The organism is Shinella sp. JR1-6 (assembly GCF_004284735.1).
Taxonomy (GTDB): Bacteria; Pseudomonadota; Alphaproteobacteria; order Rhizobiales; family Rhizobiaceae; genus Shinella.
In genome coordinates this window covers 19222-35251 of the sequence record NZ_SHMI01000015.1, presented here as the reverse complement: position 1 = coordinate 35251, position 16030 = coordinate 19222, and the positions used below count along the sequence as shown (strand labels likewise).

Below are 16030 nucleotides of genomic sequence, written 5' to 3'. Positions count from 1 at the left end.
CGCAAAGGGCGTGCCAGTTCGTAAATCCAAAGATAACCGGTTGTTTTAAAAAGATTTCATGTGGTAGCGCCACCCGCGCCAGCCAGCCAAAGTGCGACATTCCGCACAAGCAGCATTGAGTATCGTGCGGTTTTATGCTCAAAATTACCGATGACCTCGGCCCCGCTGACGCGCAACCAGATCGCCCTCCACCGCGCGACGCGGCGGCAGTGGGCGGTGTTTACCGCCGCAGTCTTCGCTCTTGCCTTAGCCGCACTTTATACCGCCGGCCTCTATGGCCGAGCCACGGCCCTTTCGGCGCTGGAGGAGCAGGGCCGGACCGAGGCGAACCTCAAGGTCGCGCTGCTTCAGGCCGTTCTGGAGCGCCCGCGGGCCCTTCCCTTCCTGCTCTCCCGCGATCGTGACGTCACCGAAGCCCTGGCCGGTGTCGACGCTGCCAGGCGATCCCGGCTCGACCGCAAGCTGGAGGATCTGGTTGCCGGCACCAATGCGGCGGTCATCTATCTCATCGACGCAACGGGCGTGGCGATCGCGGCCAGCAACTGGCGCGAGCCGACGAGCTTCGTCGGAAACGACTATTCGTTCCGCGCCTATTTTTCCCGTGCGATGGCAGAGGGCACGGCGGAGCATTTCGCGCTCGGCTCGGTCAGCAAAAGACCCGGCCTCTACATCTCCCACCGTATCGGACCGGCCGCCGCACCCCTCGGCGTCGTCGTCGTCAAGATGGAATTCGACCAGCTGGAGCGCGACTGGCACGAAACGCAGCGCCCCTCCTATGTGGTCGATGCCAACCACGTGGTGCTGATCACCAGCATTCCTTCCTGGCGCTTCATGACGACGGAGCCGCTGCCGGCCGAAAGCCTCGCGGCCATTCGCGAAAGCCTGCAGTTCGGAGAAGCTCCGCTTGCCCCGCTTCCCTTCGAACCCATCGGAAATGGCCCGTTGTTGCGCGCCGTCCAGCCAGGCGGCGGCGCGGAGACCTATCTGCGCATAAGGACAGCCGTCACCACGACGCCATGGCATTTCGAATATCTCATGCCGACCGGCAGCGTCGTAGCCGCCAGCATGCGCGAAACACGCGTACTGGCCCTCCTTGCCGTCGGTGCGATCACGCTTGTCGCAGCTCTCTGGCTGCGCCGGCGTCAGGTGGCGCTCGCCAATGCCGCCCGCGATCAGGCGGCGCGGGAAGAACTCGAACGCCGCGTGGACGAGCGCACGCGCGACCTCAACCTTGCCCGCGACCACCTGCAGGCCGTGCAGCAAGATCTGGTACAGGCCAACCGGCTCGCCATCCTCGGCCAGGTCGCCGCCGGTGTGGCACATGAAATCAACCAACCGCTCGCCACCATTCGCGCCTATGCCGACAATGCCCGGGTCTTCCTGGCACGCAGCCAGCCGGAGCCGGCGCAGGAAAATCTGGGTCTCATCGCCGGCCTAACCGACCGGATCGCTGGCATAACGGAAGACCTGAAGGCACTTGCCCGCAAAGGGCGCACTGCCGAGGAGCCAGTCGTTCTCCGCGAGGTGATCGATGGTGCGATCCTTTTGCTGCGCAGCCGTTTTACCGGGCGGCTCGACCGCCTCGCCGTCGCCCCCCTGCCGGAGGGGCTACGCGTCGCCGGCAACCGGCTACGGCTGGAGCAGGTCTTCATCAACCTTTTCCAGAACGCACTCGAAGCCGTGGAGGAGCGCATGGACGGGCGCGTCGACGTCACGACCACCACGGAGAACGGTGGCGTCGTCATTTCCGTCACCGACAACGGCCCCGGCCTGCCGGCCGACATCCTCGCGTCACTCTTCGAACCGTTCAACACGTCGAAGGAAAAGGGTCTCGGCCTTGGCCTCGTTATCGCCAAGGACATCGTTTCCGATTATGGCGGCCGGCTGGAGGTCGAGACAGGCCCACAAGGCGCTGCGTTCCGCGTCCATCTGCGAAAGGCTGAAGAATGAGCGTGCCGGTTCTCCTCATCGACGACGACAGGCAACTCCTGCGCGCCACCGCCCAGACACTGGACCTCGCGGGATTTACCGTATCGCCACTCGGCTCGGCCGCCGAGGCGCTGGAGAGACTCGACAAGGATTTTGCCGGCGTCGTCGTGTCGGACATCCGCATGCCCGCCATGGATGGAATCCAGCTTTTCGCGCGCATTCGCGCACTGGATGCCGAGATTCCAGTCATTCTCGTCACCGGCCACGGCGATATCGCAACAGCGGTCAAGGCCATCCAGGAGGGCGTCTACGACTTCATCGCCAAACCCTTTCCCGCCGAGCGGCTGATCCAATGCGTCCAGCGCGCGGCGGAAAAACGCAGCCTGGTCCTGGAAAACCGCCGGCTTCGGGAAAACGCCCGCCAGGCAGAGGATGATTTCCCCCTGATCGGCCAGACACCCGCGATGGACCGCCTGCGCCAGACGCTGCGGCAGATCGCCGATACGGATGTCGACGTGCTCGTCACGGGCGAGACAGGCAGCGGCAAGGAGGTCGTGGCACGCCTGCTGCATGGCTGGAGCCGTCGGGCAAAGGGCAATTTCGTGGCGCTCAACTGCGGCGCCTTGCCCGAGCAGGTGATCGAAAGCGAGCTCTTCGGCCATGAGCCCGGCGCCTTCACCGGCGCCCAAAAGAAGCGCATTGGCCGCATCGAACATTCGAGCGGCGGCACGCTCTTCCTCGACGAACTGGAAAGCATGCCGCTGTCCACGCAGATCCAGATGCTGCGCGTGCTCGAACTGCGCGAGGTGACACCGCTCGGCACGAACGAGGTGCGCCCGGTGGATATCCGCATCGTCGCGGCCGCCAAGGTCGATCTTGCCGACCCCGCCCAGCGCAGGGCCTTTCGCGAGGACCTCTATTATCGCCTGAACGTCGTCTCCCTGACCATTCCGCCCCTGCGCGAGCGCCGTGAGGACATTCCGCTGCTGTTCAGCTATTTCGCCGAGCGTGCGGCGCGGCGTTTCCAGCGGACGACGCCCGGCCTTTCGGCCGAAATCCTGCGCCACCTGCGCGAACACGACTGGCCCGGCAATGTACGTGAGCTCTCCCACTTCGCCGAGCGGACGGTGCTGGGCATGACGGCGACGGCGCTCGCGCCGCAAAGCCCAGCCGCTGAAACGGGCGGAGGCGGCTCCCTGCCGGAACGGCTGGAGCGGCTCGAGGCCGAGATCATCCGCGACACGCTCAGCGCCCATGACGGCAACGTGCAGGAAACGATCGCCGCCCTCGGCATTCCGCGCAAAACCTTTTATGACAAGCTCCAGCGCCACGGCATCGTCAGGCGGGAGTTTTCCGCCGCGGGCGAAAAACCGAGCTCTTCGAAGCCGGGCCCCTGATGATCGCCACGCCGCATTTTTCCCGTTGGAAAAGAAGGCCGAGCGATCAAACCTGCCACGGGTTGACTTGTCGCAGCATTTACGTTGATATCAACATCAATGACAACGGGATCGACACCATTGTTCCGGGAACGACGCAAGGCGAGCGTGCCAGTCGGTTCTCGCCCTGCCTGTCATATCGGTTTCAACATCTGCGGCCGCCGCTCCGGCGGGAAGATCCCAACAACGAGGAGGAGTGAAGCATGAAGATCGTGACGAGCCTGAGTTTTCAGGGAGAATGTCGGGCGGCATTCGAATTCTACGCCAAGGTGCTGGGCGGCAAGATCACCGCTGCCTTTCCCTATGGCGAGGCCCCGCCGGACATGCCGATCACCGACCCGAAATACAAGGACTGGCTGATGCATTGCTGGCTGGAAGTCGGCGACCAGGCGCTGATGGGCGCCCAATATCGACAAGCCCAAGAACGGGTTCGACGTGACGCTGCACACCACGGACAAGGCCGAGGCCAAGCGCTGGTTCGACCAGCTCGCGGAAGGCGGCAAGATCGGCATGCCGTTCAGCGAAACGTTCTGGTCGCCCGGCTTCGGCTCCCTCGTCGACAAGTTCGGCATCCCGTGGATGATCAACAGCATTCCGTCGGCAGACTGGAAGCCGACACAGGGCTGACCGCGAACACCCAATGACCTCAGCGGCCCTGTCGATGGACGCACATGAAAGGCCACCGCCGCGACATCGGCGGTGGCCTTGTGCATCCACGATGGCAGTCCCTAGGCCTTGACGCGCGCAGCCTTCGGATCATAGGCCGGCGCAAGATGCACCGTCAGCGCGAACCGTTCGCCCGCAAGGTCGACTTCAAAGCGCCCGCTCTCCAGGAAGGCCTTGTCCACGCCGGCGGCATTCTCGATGAGCCCCAGGGCGACGGCGCGGCCGAGCGTGTGGCCATAGGCCGCCGAGCGGGCCTCGCCCACCGGCTTGCCGTCGCGAAGAATGAGCTCGCCGCCCCAGAGCATCGGCAGGGGATCATCGACCGTGAACTGCACGATACGCTTCGACGGCGTACCGCTCGCCTTTGCCGCAACCAGCGCTTCCCGGCCGATGAAACCACCCGCCTTGTCAAGAGATACCGCGAAGGAAAGACCCGCCTCATAGGGGGTGACGTCCGGTGTCAGCTCGCGGCTCCACGCACGATAGCCTTTTTCAAGCCGCAGCGCCTCCAGTGCATAATAGCCGCAATCCACCAACCCGGCATCGCGTCCCGCCTCCTGCAGCGCCTCATAGACGCCGACGGCGAATTCCGTCGGTACGATCAGCTCCCAGCCGAGCTCGCCGACATAGGTCATACGGTTCGCATAGGCGGTAGCATAGCCGATGTCGATCTCCCGGTTCGTGGCGAAGGGGAAGCCTTCGTTGGAAAGGTCTGCGCTGGTGAGGCGAGCCAGGATGTCCCGCGACTTCGGCCCCATCAGCGCCAGGACCGCATAGGCCGAGGTCACATCGGTGAGCGTCGCATGGGCACCGGCCGGTATGTTCCTGCCGATCCAGTCCGCATCATGAACGGCCTGCGCCGAGCCGGTGACGAGAAGGAAACGGTCGGCCGCAAGGCGCAGGACCGTCAGGTCGCTCTCATAGCCACCCCGCTCGTTGAGAAGCCCGGTATATACGGACCGGCCAATCTCCACATCAATCTCGGCCGCGCAGATCCGGTTGAGCACCGACACCGCATCCCGTCCCTGGACGAGAAGCTTGGCAAAGGACGTCTGGTCGAAAAGGCCGGCCGCCTCGCGCACCGCCTTCATCTCCCGTTTCACCGCCTCGTGCCAGTTCTGCCGGCCGAAGGCATAGGCGGTTACAGCCGCCTCGCCCGGGGCGGCAAACCAGTTGGCGCGCTCCCAGCCCATTTTCGAACCGAAGCAGGCGCCCTTGGCGGCAAGCCGGTCATAGAGCGGCGAACGGCGGAAAGGCCTGGCTGTGTCCAGCTCCCGGTTCGGCCAGGGCATAGCATAGTGCAGGCCGAGCGTTTCCTTGACGCGGTCGTGCAGCCAGCGGGGATTGTTGTTGAAAGTGGCGAAGCGGCGGATGTCGACGGGCCAGAGGTCCATGGTCGGTGCGCAGTTGACGATCCATTCCGCCAGCGCCCGTCCGGCGCCGCCGGCACTCGCGATGCCCATCGAATTGAAACCGGCGCCGACATAGAAATTCTTCAGCTCCGGCGCCTCCCCGAGGATGAAATTGTTGTCCGGCGTGAAGCTTTCAGGGCCGTTGTAGAATTTCTTGACCTCGGACGTGGCGAGCTGCGGCACGCGTTGCAGTGCGCTCTGCATGAGAATCTCGAACTGGTCCCAGTCGTCCGGCAGCAGGGCGAACTCGAAATCGTCGGGAATGCCGGCCATGCCCCAGGGCTTCGCCTCCGGCTCGAAGCCGCCCATGACGAGGCCTCCGACCTCCTCCTTGAAGTAGATGTAGCCGTCAGGATCCCGCATGACCGGCAGGTCCGGATGCACGCCCTCGATACGACCCGTGACGATATACATATGCTCGGCCGAATGGAGCGGCACGGAGACACCGCACATTTTCCCGACCTTGCGCGCCCATTGGCCGGCACAGTTGACGACGATCTCGGCCGAGATCGTCCCTCGATCCGTCTCCACGCCCGTGACGGCACCATTCGCCACGGAGACGCCGGTGACCCGGACACGCTCGAAAATACGCGCACCGCGGCTGCGCGCGCCCTTGGCAAGCGACTGCGTGAGATCCGTCGGATTGGCTTTGCCGTCGCCCGGCAACCAGACGGCGCCGACGAGGTCGTCGATCGCCATGACAGGCCAGAGGTCCTGCGCCTCCTTCGGCGAGATCACCTCGATGGCGACGCCCTGCGCCCGGGCGGAGGCGGCCGTGCGCTTCAGCACGGTCATGCGATCGACGGTGCGCGCGACCGAAAGCGAGCCGCAGTTCTTCCAGCCCGTGGCAAGCCCGGTCTCGGCCTCCAGCTCGGTATAGAGCTGCGTCGAGTATTTGATGAGGCTCGTCATGTTGGCATGGCTGCGCAACTGGCCGACGAGGCCTGCCGCGTGCCAGGTGGTGCCGCCGCTCAGCTGCCCCTGCTCCAGGAGCACGACGTCCCGCCAACCGAGTTTCGTCAGATGATATGCGACCGAGCAGCCGATGATCCCGCCGCCGATGATGACGACCTGTGCCTGCGTTGGAAATTCCTGTGCCATGAAACGACCTCCCGATGCCATGGAAGGCCGCACGGTAACAAAACACCGACAAAGAGCAAGACAAAAAGTTACAAAACCTTACATTTCATCACGTCGGAACGATCAGGACCGGTCCCTTTCGCTCCAGCGCCTCGCAGATCGCTTCCGGCGGCAGGCGATCGGTAATGATACCGGCGGCAAGTTCGAAACGCGGAATGCGCAAGGGCGTCAGCCGGCCGTACTTGGAGCTGTCGAGCACGAAATAGGCCTTGCCCGCCGTCGCCACCATGCGCGAACGCTGCTCGGCGCCATTGCGGGTGAAGTCGGTCACCTCGCCATCGGGCGACAGGCCGCCACCGCCGAGAAAGGCGACGTCGACGCGAAAATGGCGGATCGCTTCCAGCGCATCGACGCCGACGGCAGCTTCCTCGTCCGGATCGATCTCGCCGCCCAGCATGTGCACACGCACCAGCGGCTGGCGGCACATCAAAAGTGCAATCGACAGCGATGTGGTACAAACTGTTAGGTTTTTCCGCTCCGCCAGCGCCTGCGCCACCGCCAGGGTCGTGGTACCGGAATCGAGGAAGACCACCATTCCGTCCCGCACGAGACCGGCCGCCGCCCGGCCGATTGCCGCCTTGGCATCGGCATTTTCCTCCCGACGCTCCGTAAAGGCCGCCTCGGTCGGCTCGAACAGGGTCGCACCGCCATGGACGAGGTCGAGCTGCCCGCGATCGGCAAGCAGCTTCAGGTCCCGCCGGATCGTCTGCCGCGACACATCGAAGAATTCGGCGAGTTCGGTGATACCGACCGTTCCATCTGCCGCGAGGCGGCGCAGGATCTCAGTGTGGCGGCGGGGGGCTAGGGCACGGGCGCTTTGACTGTCGGACATGATGTTATCTGCGATCATTTTTGTCGCTTTGACAAGCTGGACGAAAAAATGCGGCTAAATCCGTCCGTTCCGCCACCGTCGCCATCGCGGTCGGGAAAAATCTGCATATAGTATGTCCGAATATGTTGCATAATGTAATGTTTTCTTTCATTTTGCATTTTCTCAACCCAAACCCGCTCAGGAGGAGACCATGCAACAGGCAGGCACATGCGGCCGTTCCTTCACCTTCTATCTGCTCGACGGTTTCTCGCTGCAGGCGTTTTCCGCGGCGGCCACGGTGCTGCGCCTTGCCAATGACGTGGAAGGCAGGCCGGTCTTTGGCTGGCGCACGGTCACAGCGGATGGTCGGCCAGCACTGTCATCCTGCGGCATGCGCGTTGCGGCGGACGGATCGCTCGCCGACGAACGGGAGGGGATGCTGCGGGCGGGGCAGACACGATGTGTCGTCGTTTGCGGTGGGCGACGGGTGCCATTGCCCGACCGGGCGCTGGAGGCCTGGCTTCGCCTGTGTGGCCGCAACCGGATAGTCGTCGGAGGTTTTGCCGGCGGGCTCTACCCACTGGCACGCGCCGGCCTTGCCGAAGGACGGCGCTGCGCCGTGCACTGGGAACACTTTCCGGACTTCTCGGAACGGTTTTTCGGTGCCAAGGCCTGCCAGACCGCCTTCGAGATCGACGGCGGGCTCTATACCTGCGCCGGTGGCAACGCCCCCTTCGACATGCTCCTGTGCGCCGTCATGGCAGACCTCGGCGCGGATGCCGCCAACCGCATCTGCGAGATCGCCCTGTGCGAGCGGTTACGCCAGACCGGTGAGCGCCAGCGCCTGCCATTGCAGGCCCGGCTCGGGATCGACAATGCCTTCCTGATCAAGGTCATTTCACAGATGGAGGCCAACCTTGCCGAGCCCTTGCGGCTGACCGACCTGTCGCCGGCAAGCGGCCTCTCCCGGCGCCAGATGGAGCGCCTGTTCCAGCGGGAGATGGGGCGTACGCCGGCGCGGTACTATCTCGACCTGCGGCTGGAGCGCGCCCATCTCCTGCTGCTCACCTCCTCGTTACCCGTCATCGAGATCGCCATGGCCTGCGGCTTCTCCACCGCCTCGCATTTTTCACGCACCTACCGCGAGCGCTACGGCTGCACGCCGCAGCGCTCGCGCATGGCGGAACAGGAGCGTCAACGTCAGCCGGGCCGTGATCAGAGGGCAATGGCGGAGTACCGCGTCGCCTGACGGGGTCACTTGCTGGTTTCCAGCCGGCGCGCGCCCTTACTCCGCCTGGAGGAAGGGCGCGTTTCGTTTGCGCTATCGCCAGGCCTGCGTGCGGGCGAGGAGACCACGGGCGATCAGCGCGTGAATCAGCTTGGCCGCGACATTGGTGTAGAAGATCATCATGCCCATCGCCGCCGCAGGAGCGATATCCCCGGCATCATCCATATTGAGCACGGCAACCGAAGCGAGCTTGGTGTCGGTGGAATAGAGGAAGACCACTGCCGAGACCGTCGTCATCGCGTTGACGAAAAGATAGATCGCGATGTTGAGGATCGCCGGCAGGCAGACGGGCACCGTGACGCGGAAGAACAGCCGGTGGAAGGGCTGCTTCAGCGACGCGGCAACGGATTCGAATTCCGGGTCCATCTGCTTCAGCGCGGTGAGCGCGGTCAGGTGCGCCACCGTGTAGAAATGCGTCACCGTCGAGACGACAAGGATCGCCATCGTGCCGTAGATCGGGTTGAGCGGATTGGCGGGATTGTTGAAGAAGAAGATGTAGGCAAGGCCGAGAACCATGCCCGGAACCGCCATCGGCATCATCGCCAGGAAGTGGAAGACACCGCGGCCCAACCGGAAGCCGTCCGCCTTCTCCACCATATAGGCGCCGGCGAAGACGACGAGCGAGCCGAAAAGCGCCGTCAGCAGGGCGAGCCGGATCGAGTTGCCATACGCCGCCCAGCCACCGCCATCCATCAGATCGAAGGCGAAGTTCTTCGTCGTCAGCGTCAGGTCATAGGGCCAGAACTTCACCACGGCGGCGATCTGGCACATGGCGATCATGCCAATGATGAAGAGGCTGACGAGACACGCGAAGGAGAAACACAGCGCATCCATCCGGGCATTCGGCTTTGGCGCATAGGGCACGGCGCGGGCGGATAGCAGCGCCACCTGCCGCCTCTGCATGCGCCGGTCAACGGCGAAGGCGAGCACGGCCGGCACGAGCAGGATGACGGAGACAACCGCCCCCATTTCGAAATTCTGCTGGCCGATGACCTGCTTGTAGATATCGACGGCGAGCATGCCATATTGCCCGCCGATCACCTTGGGCAGTCCGAAGTCCGTGATGACGAGCGTGAAGACGACGAAGGCGGCCGAGACGATGCCGTAGCGCGCGCCCGGCACCGTGACGGTCTTGAAGGTGCGCCATTTGCTCGCCTTCAGCGAGGCGGCCGCCTCGTAATGTCGCGCATCGGCGACCGAAAGCGCCGTGAGGATGATGAGGAAAGCGTGCGGCAGCGTGAAGAAGACGGAGCCGATGACGATACCGATCGGGCCATAGATCGAGTAACCGAACAGCCAGTCCTTGAAGACACCCTGATTGCCGAAGAGATAGACGAGCGCGATGCCGGGCAAAAGCGACGGAACGAGGATCGGGATGGTGAGGATGCCGCGGAAAAGGCCCTTCAGCGGCATGCAGCTTCGCGTCAACCCATAGGCGAGCGCAAACGCGATGGAAATGGTGACGACCGTGCTGATGGCGGCCATCAGCACGGAATTGGTGACCGACTGGGCAAGCGCCGGCGTCGAGAAGTAGGTCGCGAAATTCTCCAGGCCGAGGCTGCGCGCAGGGCGCAGCACGACGCGCCGGAAGGTGCCGGAATCATATTCACGCCACGCCGTGCCTTTTTCCAGCGTGGAGCCAACCAGGAAGGCCGCATCATCCGTGATGCCGCGGATGCGATAATGCACGGGGCTGCGGAACTTGAACTCCGGGAAGAATTTCGTCGCCGCAAGCCGGCCGTCCGAACTGGTGGAAAGCTCGGCCTCCGACACCGCGCCAAGCTGCCGGTTGATGTCCGCTGCGGTAACGGCCGGCCCCCAGTTCGCGCCGCTCTCGTCGCTCACCTGGAATTCGAAGGCGGCAAGGTCGAAATTATAGGTCGACAGCGACTTCGACAGCATGACGAAGAGTGGTGCACCAAGCGCGATGACGAGGTAGAGGCCGATGACGGCCATGAAGCCGAGCTTGATCCGGTCGTCGCGGGAGGTCTGCTGGCGCAGGCTTTTGCCGGCAAGCGGCAGGTGGGTCGCTTCGAGGGCGATCGTCATCCTCAAACACTCCTCGGATAGAGCAGCAGACGCTCGCGCGGGATCTCCACCTGGATGGCGCCTCCCGTTTCGATGCCGAGGCGGCGCACGGCATTGACGGAGAAATCGGCGACCAGCGTACGATCGCCGAGCCGGGGTGCCGTCAGCCGCGTGCGCCAGAACATGCCGAGAAACTCCATCTCCTGCACTTCGGCGTCGATGAGGTTCTGCGGCGTCGCCGGACGATCGACCGCATTGACGGCATGCGCATGCGCACCGTGCGGGATGATGTCGACGGGACGCACAACGGCGGTGGCGGTGTGGCCCGCCGAAAAACCCTCGGTCGAACAGCAGAAGGCCGAATGGCCGATCTCCACTTCGCCGTCCTTCAGCACCCGCGCCGAGAACTGGTTGGTTTCGCCGATGAAATCGGCGACGAACAATGTGCTCGGATGGCGGTAGATCTCGGTGGGCGAGCCGACCTGCTCGATGACGCCGTGGTTCATCACGACGATGCGGTCGGCCATGGCGAGCGCCTCCTCCTGGTCATGTGTGACCATGATCGTTGTGACACCGAGCTTGCGCTGCAAGGCCTTGATCTCGTGACGCAAATGGACGCGAACCTTGGCATCGAGCGCAGAGAGCGGCTCATCGAGCAGCAGCAGGCCGGGCGAAATGGCGATGGCGCGGGCGAGCGCGATGCGCTGCTGCTGGCCACCCGAAAGCTGGGCTGGATACTTCTTGCCATGCGCCGACAGACCGACCGTTTCCAGGAGTTCGGACACGCGCGAAGCCACCGCTGCCTTGGAGCGGCCGGTGTTTTCCAGGCCGAAGGCAATGTTCTGCTCGATGGTGAGATTCGGGAAGAGCGCGTAGGACTGGAAGACGATGCCGTAGTCGCGGCTGGAAGCCGGCAAGGTGGAGATATCGCGGCCGCCCTGCAGGATGGTGCCGCGCGATTGCAGGTCGAGGCCGGCGATCGCTCTCAGAAGGGTCGTCTTTCCGCAGCCGGAAGGGCCGAGGAAGCAGATGAACTCGCCCCTGGCAATGCTGAGCGAAATGTCGCGCAACGCGACGAAATCACCATACGCCTTCCAGAGATCGGCGACTTCCAGATAGGGGGCCGCGGCATCTGCGGAGCGGGGAAGGTTGGTGGGCGTCGGTTCGATCGACAGGGCATGTCTCATCTGCAAGCTCCGCTGGCTTCAGGAATTTCGGGACAATGCGAAGGGCGGAGCGCAGAAGCGCTCCGCCCGGCCGATCGGCTCAGCTCTTCGGCTCCGACTTGGAGTCGTAACGCTTCTGCCATTCCTTCAGGACGGTGGCCCGGTTGTTGGCGGCCCATTCGAAGTCGTTGTCGATCATCCTGGAGGCGATGTCGTCAGGCAGGTGCTCGACCTTCTTTGCGACCCCGGGATAGGCAACGACGGCATAGCCGACATTGTACATTTCGTTGGCCTCCTTGGTCACCGACCAGTCGACCAGCGTCTTGGCCGCCTCGATATTGGCGGTACCCGCGATGATCGCCGTCGCCTCGGCCTCCCAGCCGGAGCCCTCCGAGGGGAAGATGATGTCGATCGGCGCACCGGCGCTCTTGGCCTTGGCACCCGGGAACTCGAAGGAGACGCCGATGACGGCTTCGCCCGCACCCGCCATCTTGCAGGGCTTCGAGCCGGAATGGGTATAGGCCGAGATATTTTCGTGCAGCTTGTCCATGAAGGACCAGGCCTTCTCCTCGCCCCACATCTGCATCCAGCCGGAAACGTCGAGAAAGCCGGTGCCCGATGACGCCGGGTTCGGCATCACGACATGGCCCTTGTATTCGGGCTTTGTCAGGTCCTCCCAGCTCGTCGGTGCCTTCAGGCCGAGCTTTTCGCCCTCCACCGTGTTGTAGCAGAGCGCGGCGACATAAGCGTCCATGCCGACCCAGCTCGGCGGGTTGTCCTTGTCGACGAACTTCTTGTCAAGCGCTTCGACGCCCTTCGGCGCATAGCCTTCCAGCATGCCCTCGGTCTTGAGGAGGAGCAGCGAGGTCGCGGCAAGCCCCCAGACGACGTCGGCCTGCGGATTGTCCTTTTCGGCCAAAAGCTTGGCGGTCATCACGCCGGTGGAATCGCGCACCCAGTTGATCTTGATATCGGGATGGGCCTTTTCGAAGGTCGCCTTGTAGCGGTCAAGGTCGACGGCCTCGACGGCGGTGTAGACCGTAAGCTGGGTTTCAGCGGCGGCAAGGGTCGGAAGCACGGCGGAAACGGCACCGGCAAGCATAAAAAGCGTGCGTTTGTTCATGATTGAAAATCTCCTCTGAAGGCCTGGAAAAATCCGGGAAGCGCGGCGGGCGATCTAGATGTCACCCTTCATGTGGTCGGCTTCAGGAGGCATTCTGGCAGGGGTTTTTGGTAAGTAAAATTTATTATTCTTATCGTTTGGAAGATAAAAACTATAACAAACCTGCCACTTGAACAGGCGTCTCAAAGCCCCTTGCTGCCGGAATCGGCACGCTCCGCAAGAAAAGCAGGCAACAAAAAAGGGAGCCGCACGAAACGGCTCCCAGAAGGGGTGATCCCGCAGGGGATTGCTTCAGATCACCACGGCAAGGAGAAGGTCTTGACGTTGGTAAAGCTCTTCATCGCCTCGATGACGCCTTCCTTGTAGCCGTTGCCGCTGTCCTTGATGCCGCCGAACGGGCTCATCTCGATGCGGTAACCCGGCACTTCCCAGATGTTGACCGTACCGACCTTCAGCCCCGCGATATATTTCTGCATGCGACGGAAATCGTTGGTGCAGACGCCGGAGGAAAGGCCGAAGGCAGTGGAGTTGGAGAGCGCGATCAGCGCGTCGTCATCGTCGGGTGCACGGACAATCGGGATGATCGGCGCAAAGGTCTCCTCCATGACGAGCTCGCTCGAATGGGAGACGCGATCGACGACGATCGGCGGCAGCAGCGCGCCTTTGCGGCCGGGATTGTAGAGGATTTCCGCTCCCTCTTCCGCCGCCTGATGCACCCGGCGCTCGAAGACTTCGGCGGCCCTGGCGTGCACCACGGTGCCGAGCTCCGTCGCACGGTCCATGGGATCGCCGAACTTCAGCTTCTTCGCCCGCTCCAGCACCAGCGGCACGAAACGGTCGGCAACACGCTCCTGACAGAGGATGCGCTTGACGGCCGTGCAGCGCTGGCCGGAATTTTTTGTCGCGCCGGCAACGGCGAGGTCGGCCGCCCTGGCGAGATCGTCGTCGGAGAGATCGTTGAGGATGATCAGCGGGTCATTGCCGCCGAGTTCGAGGATCTGGCGCTTGTAATGGGCGTGCGCGGCGATCAGCTTGCCGACGGGCACACTGCCGGTGAAGGTGATCAGGTCAAAATTCGGATTGGTGATCATCTCCATACCGATATCGCCGGGCCAGCCGGTGACGACGGACAGCATTTCCGGCGGCAAACCAGCCTCATAGAGGATGTCGGCGAAGATGAGCGCCGTCATCGGCGTCAGCTCCGTCGGCTTCAGCACGACGCAGTTGTTGGTCGCGACGGCCGGCGCAACCTTGTGCGCCACCATGTTGAGCGGATGGTTGAAGGGTGTGATCGCCGAGATGGCGGTCAGCGGCTCGCGCGTTGTGAAAATCTTTCGCGCCTTGCCGTGCGGGGTGAGATCGCAGGAAAAAATCTCGCCATCGTCATGGATACACATCTGGCCGGACAGCGTCAGCACATCGAAGGCGCGGCCCACTTCGTAGAGCGAATCCTGCTTGGAAATGCCGAGCTCCAGCGTGATGAGATCGGAAATCTCCTCCTTGCGGGCGACCAGCAGTTCGGCCGCCTTCAGGAGAATGCGCTGACGCTCGTAGCGCGTCAGCTTCGGCTGGTAGGCGGCCGCGATCTCGAAGGCCTTTCTCGCGTGCTCGGCATTGCCGGCCGGGACGGTGCCGATGACGGCGTCGTTCCAGGGATAATGCACCTCGACCCGCCCCTCGGTATCGACCTTCTTGCCGGCGATCCGCATCGGCTCGTGGCGGATCGCGAATGTCGTTTCGACTTTTGTCATCGCTCCCTCCTCAATGCGCCGGCTGCGCGGCGGCGACGAGTGCATAGTAGAAAGCGTCGAAATTGCGCAGCGTGCCGGCGGAAGAGAGTTCCGGCAGGGTGCGGTTGGCGATGAAGGGTACTTCCTGTTCCGTGAGGCCACCATGCGAGCGCAGCGGCTCGTTGAGCGCGGCAAGATCGTGCCGGTGCTCGCTGGTGCCGAGCGTCTTGTTCTGCGAGGAGACGAGCACGATGTCGCCGATGCGGTCGTCCGGCAGCTCGAAGCGGACGCAGGCTTCCGGCCGCGACAGGACGACGTCGACGCCCTCGATCGCCTTCAGCCGCTCGATGATCTCTTCCTTGTCGGCCATCTCAGGCAGGTAGGCGGTGGCGAAGGAGCCGAGCGCGCCGTGGTGCACGACATAGGGGTCGGTGATCGGCAGGATGACGCGGGCGGCGTCCTTGCCGAGCCATTCGTCGAGCAGGTCCTGGACGTAGACGACGTCGGGCGTGCCGTCTGCCTTGTGCTTCGGCTTCATGCCGTGGTCGGCGGTAACGATGATTGCCGCACCAAGCGCGTCGAGTTCGGTCAGGTACTTGTCGAACATCTCGTAGAAGGAATTGGCCTCCGGCACGCCCGGCGCATATTTGTGCTGCACGTAGTCGGTCGTGGTCAGGTACATGACGTCGGGGCGGAACTCCTTGAGGAGCTTCACGCCCGCGGCGAAGACGAATTCCGAGAGGTCGGCGGAATAGACCTCCGGCACCGGCAGGCCAAGCCAGGCCGAGGCGTTGTCGATGCCGTGTTCCGCCTTGGTAGACGTGTCGGACTTTTCCGAAGAGAAGCAGACGGCGCGGCCCTCGTCGAACTTCAGGCCATGGCCGAGCAGTGCGCGCAGCTTGTCCTTCGCCGTCACCACGGCGACCTTGGCGCCGGCATCATAAAAAGCCTTGAAGACGGTCGGCGCGCGCAGGAACCGCGGGTCGTTCATCATCACCTCTTTGCCGGTCGCGGGCTCATAGAGATAGTTGCCGCAGATACCGTGGATCGCCGGCGGGCGGCCGGTGGCGATGGAGAGATTGTTCGGGTTGGTGAAGCTCGGGATGACGCTGAGCGCGGTGCGCTCCGTACCTGTCTTGCGGATGCGCTTGAGCGTCGGCATCAGCCCGGCCTTGATGGCCTCGTCGAGATAGGCCGGCTCGCAGCCGTCGAGGCAGATGGCGATGGCCGGGACATTCGGCCAGGGATAGGTGCGGCGGTTGGCGGTGACGGTGATCTTGGACATCTGGTTCATCGGGGAT

General features: G+C 63.6%; 11 protein-coding genes and 1 pseudogene. 5 read left to right on the top strand and 7 right to left on the bottom strand.

Annotated elements, in window-relative coordinates:
• Window positions 1-150 precede the first annotated feature (150 nt).
• The 4 genes and pseudogenes from EXZ48_RS22640 (at window position 151) to EXZ48_RS22625 (ending at window position 3992) form a co-directional block, all read left to right on the top strand.
• The gene (locus EXZ48_RS22640) at window positions 151-1950 is read left to right on the top strand and encodes an ATP-binding protein (protein WP_130518472.1); all 1800 of its coding nucleotides are present in this window, start codon (window positions 151-153) and stop codon (window positions 1948-1950) included.
• Window positions 1947-3326 carry a sigma-54 dependent transcriptional regulator gene (locus EXZ48_RS22635; RefSeq protein ID WP_130518470.1) on the top strand — a complete coding sequence of 460 codons (1380 nt, stop codon included), beginning with the start codon at window positions 1947-1949 and terminating at the stop codon, window positions 3324-3326. Before EXZ48_RS22640 ends, EXZ48_RS22635 begins: the two co-directional genes overlap by 4 nt.
• Window positions 3326-3565 (top strand): hypothetical protein, encoded by a 240-nt coding sequence (locus tag EXZ48_RS22630; RefSeq protein ID WP_130518468.1) that lies wholly within the window; start codon window positions 3326-3328, stop codon window positions 3563-3565. The genes EXZ48_RS22635 and EXZ48_RS22630 overlap by 1 nt, the downstream gene beginning before the upstream one ends.
• A 3-nt stretch (window positions 3566-3568) precedes the next feature.
• Window positions 3569-3992: pseudogene (locus EXZ48_RS22625) on the top strand (VOC family protein).
• Window positions 3993-4093: 101 nt separating this feature from the next.
• Here the strand turns inward: EXZ48_RS22625 and EXZ48_RS22620 are convergent.
• The gene (locus EXZ48_RS22620; RefSeq protein WP_130518466.1) at window positions 4094-6544 is read right to left on the bottom strand and encodes an FAD-dependent oxidoreductase; all 2451 of its coding nucleotides are present in this window, start codon (window positions 6542-6544) and stop codon (window positions 4094-4096) included.
• Window positions 6545-6632: 88 nt separating this feature from the next.
• Window positions 6633-7415, bottom strand: a complete 783-nt coding sequence (locus EXZ48_RS22615) for a DeoR/GlpR family DNA-binding transcription regulator (RefSeq protein WP_165909387.1) — start codon at window positions 7413-7415, stop codon at window positions 6633-6635.
• A 190-nt stretch (window positions 7416-7605) separates the two neighbouring features.
• Here EXZ48_RS22615 and EXZ48_RS22610 point away from each other — a divergent pair, with 190 nt between their 5' ends.
• Window positions 7606-8643, top strand: coding sequence for a GlxA family transcriptional regulator (locus EXZ48_RS22610; protein ID WP_130518462.1), 1038 nt, complete (start codon window positions 7606-7608; stop codon window positions 8641-8643).
• A 72-nt stretch (window positions 8644-8715) separates the two neighbouring features.
• Here EXZ48_RS22610 and EXZ48_RS22605 read toward each other — a convergent pair whose 3' ends face one another.
• The 5 genes from EXZ48_RS22605 to phnA form a co-directional block, all read right to left on the bottom strand.
• A complete protein-coding gene (locus tag EXZ48_RS22605) occupies window positions 8716-10731 on the bottom strand; it encodes a putative 2-aminoethylphosphonate ABC transporter permease subunit (protein WP_130518460.1) in 2016 nt (671 codons plus the stop codon).
• 2 nt (window positions 10732-10733) lie between these two features.
• Window positions 10734-11897, bottom strand: a complete 1164-nt coding sequence (locus tag EXZ48_RS22600) for a putative 2-aminoethylphosphonate ABC transporter ATP-binding protein (RefSeq protein WP_130518458.1) — start codon at window positions 11895-11897, stop codon at window positions 10734-10736.
• Between the two features lie 79 nt (window positions 11898-11976).
• On the bottom strand, window positions 11977-12999 hold the full coding sequence (locus EXZ48_RS22595; protein ID WP_130518456.1) for a putative 2-aminoethylphosphonate ABC transporter substrate-binding protein: 1023 nt from the start codon (window positions 12997-12999) through the stop codon (window positions 11977-11979).
• Window positions 13000-13295: 296 nt separating this feature from the next.
• On the bottom strand, window positions 13296-14750 hold the full coding sequence (phnY, locus tag EXZ48_RS22590; protein WP_130518454.1) for a phosphonoacetaldehyde dehydrogenase: 1455 nt from the start codon (window positions 14748-14750) through the stop codon (window positions 13296-13298).
• A 10-nt stretch (window positions 14751-14760) separates the two neighbouring features.
• Entirely contained in the window at window positions 14761-16023 is a 1263-nt protein-coding gene (phnA, locus tag EXZ48_RS22585) for a phosphonoacetate hydrolase (RefSeq protein ID WP_130518452.1), read from the bottom strand.
• Window positions 16024-16030: the final 7 nt, after the last annotated feature.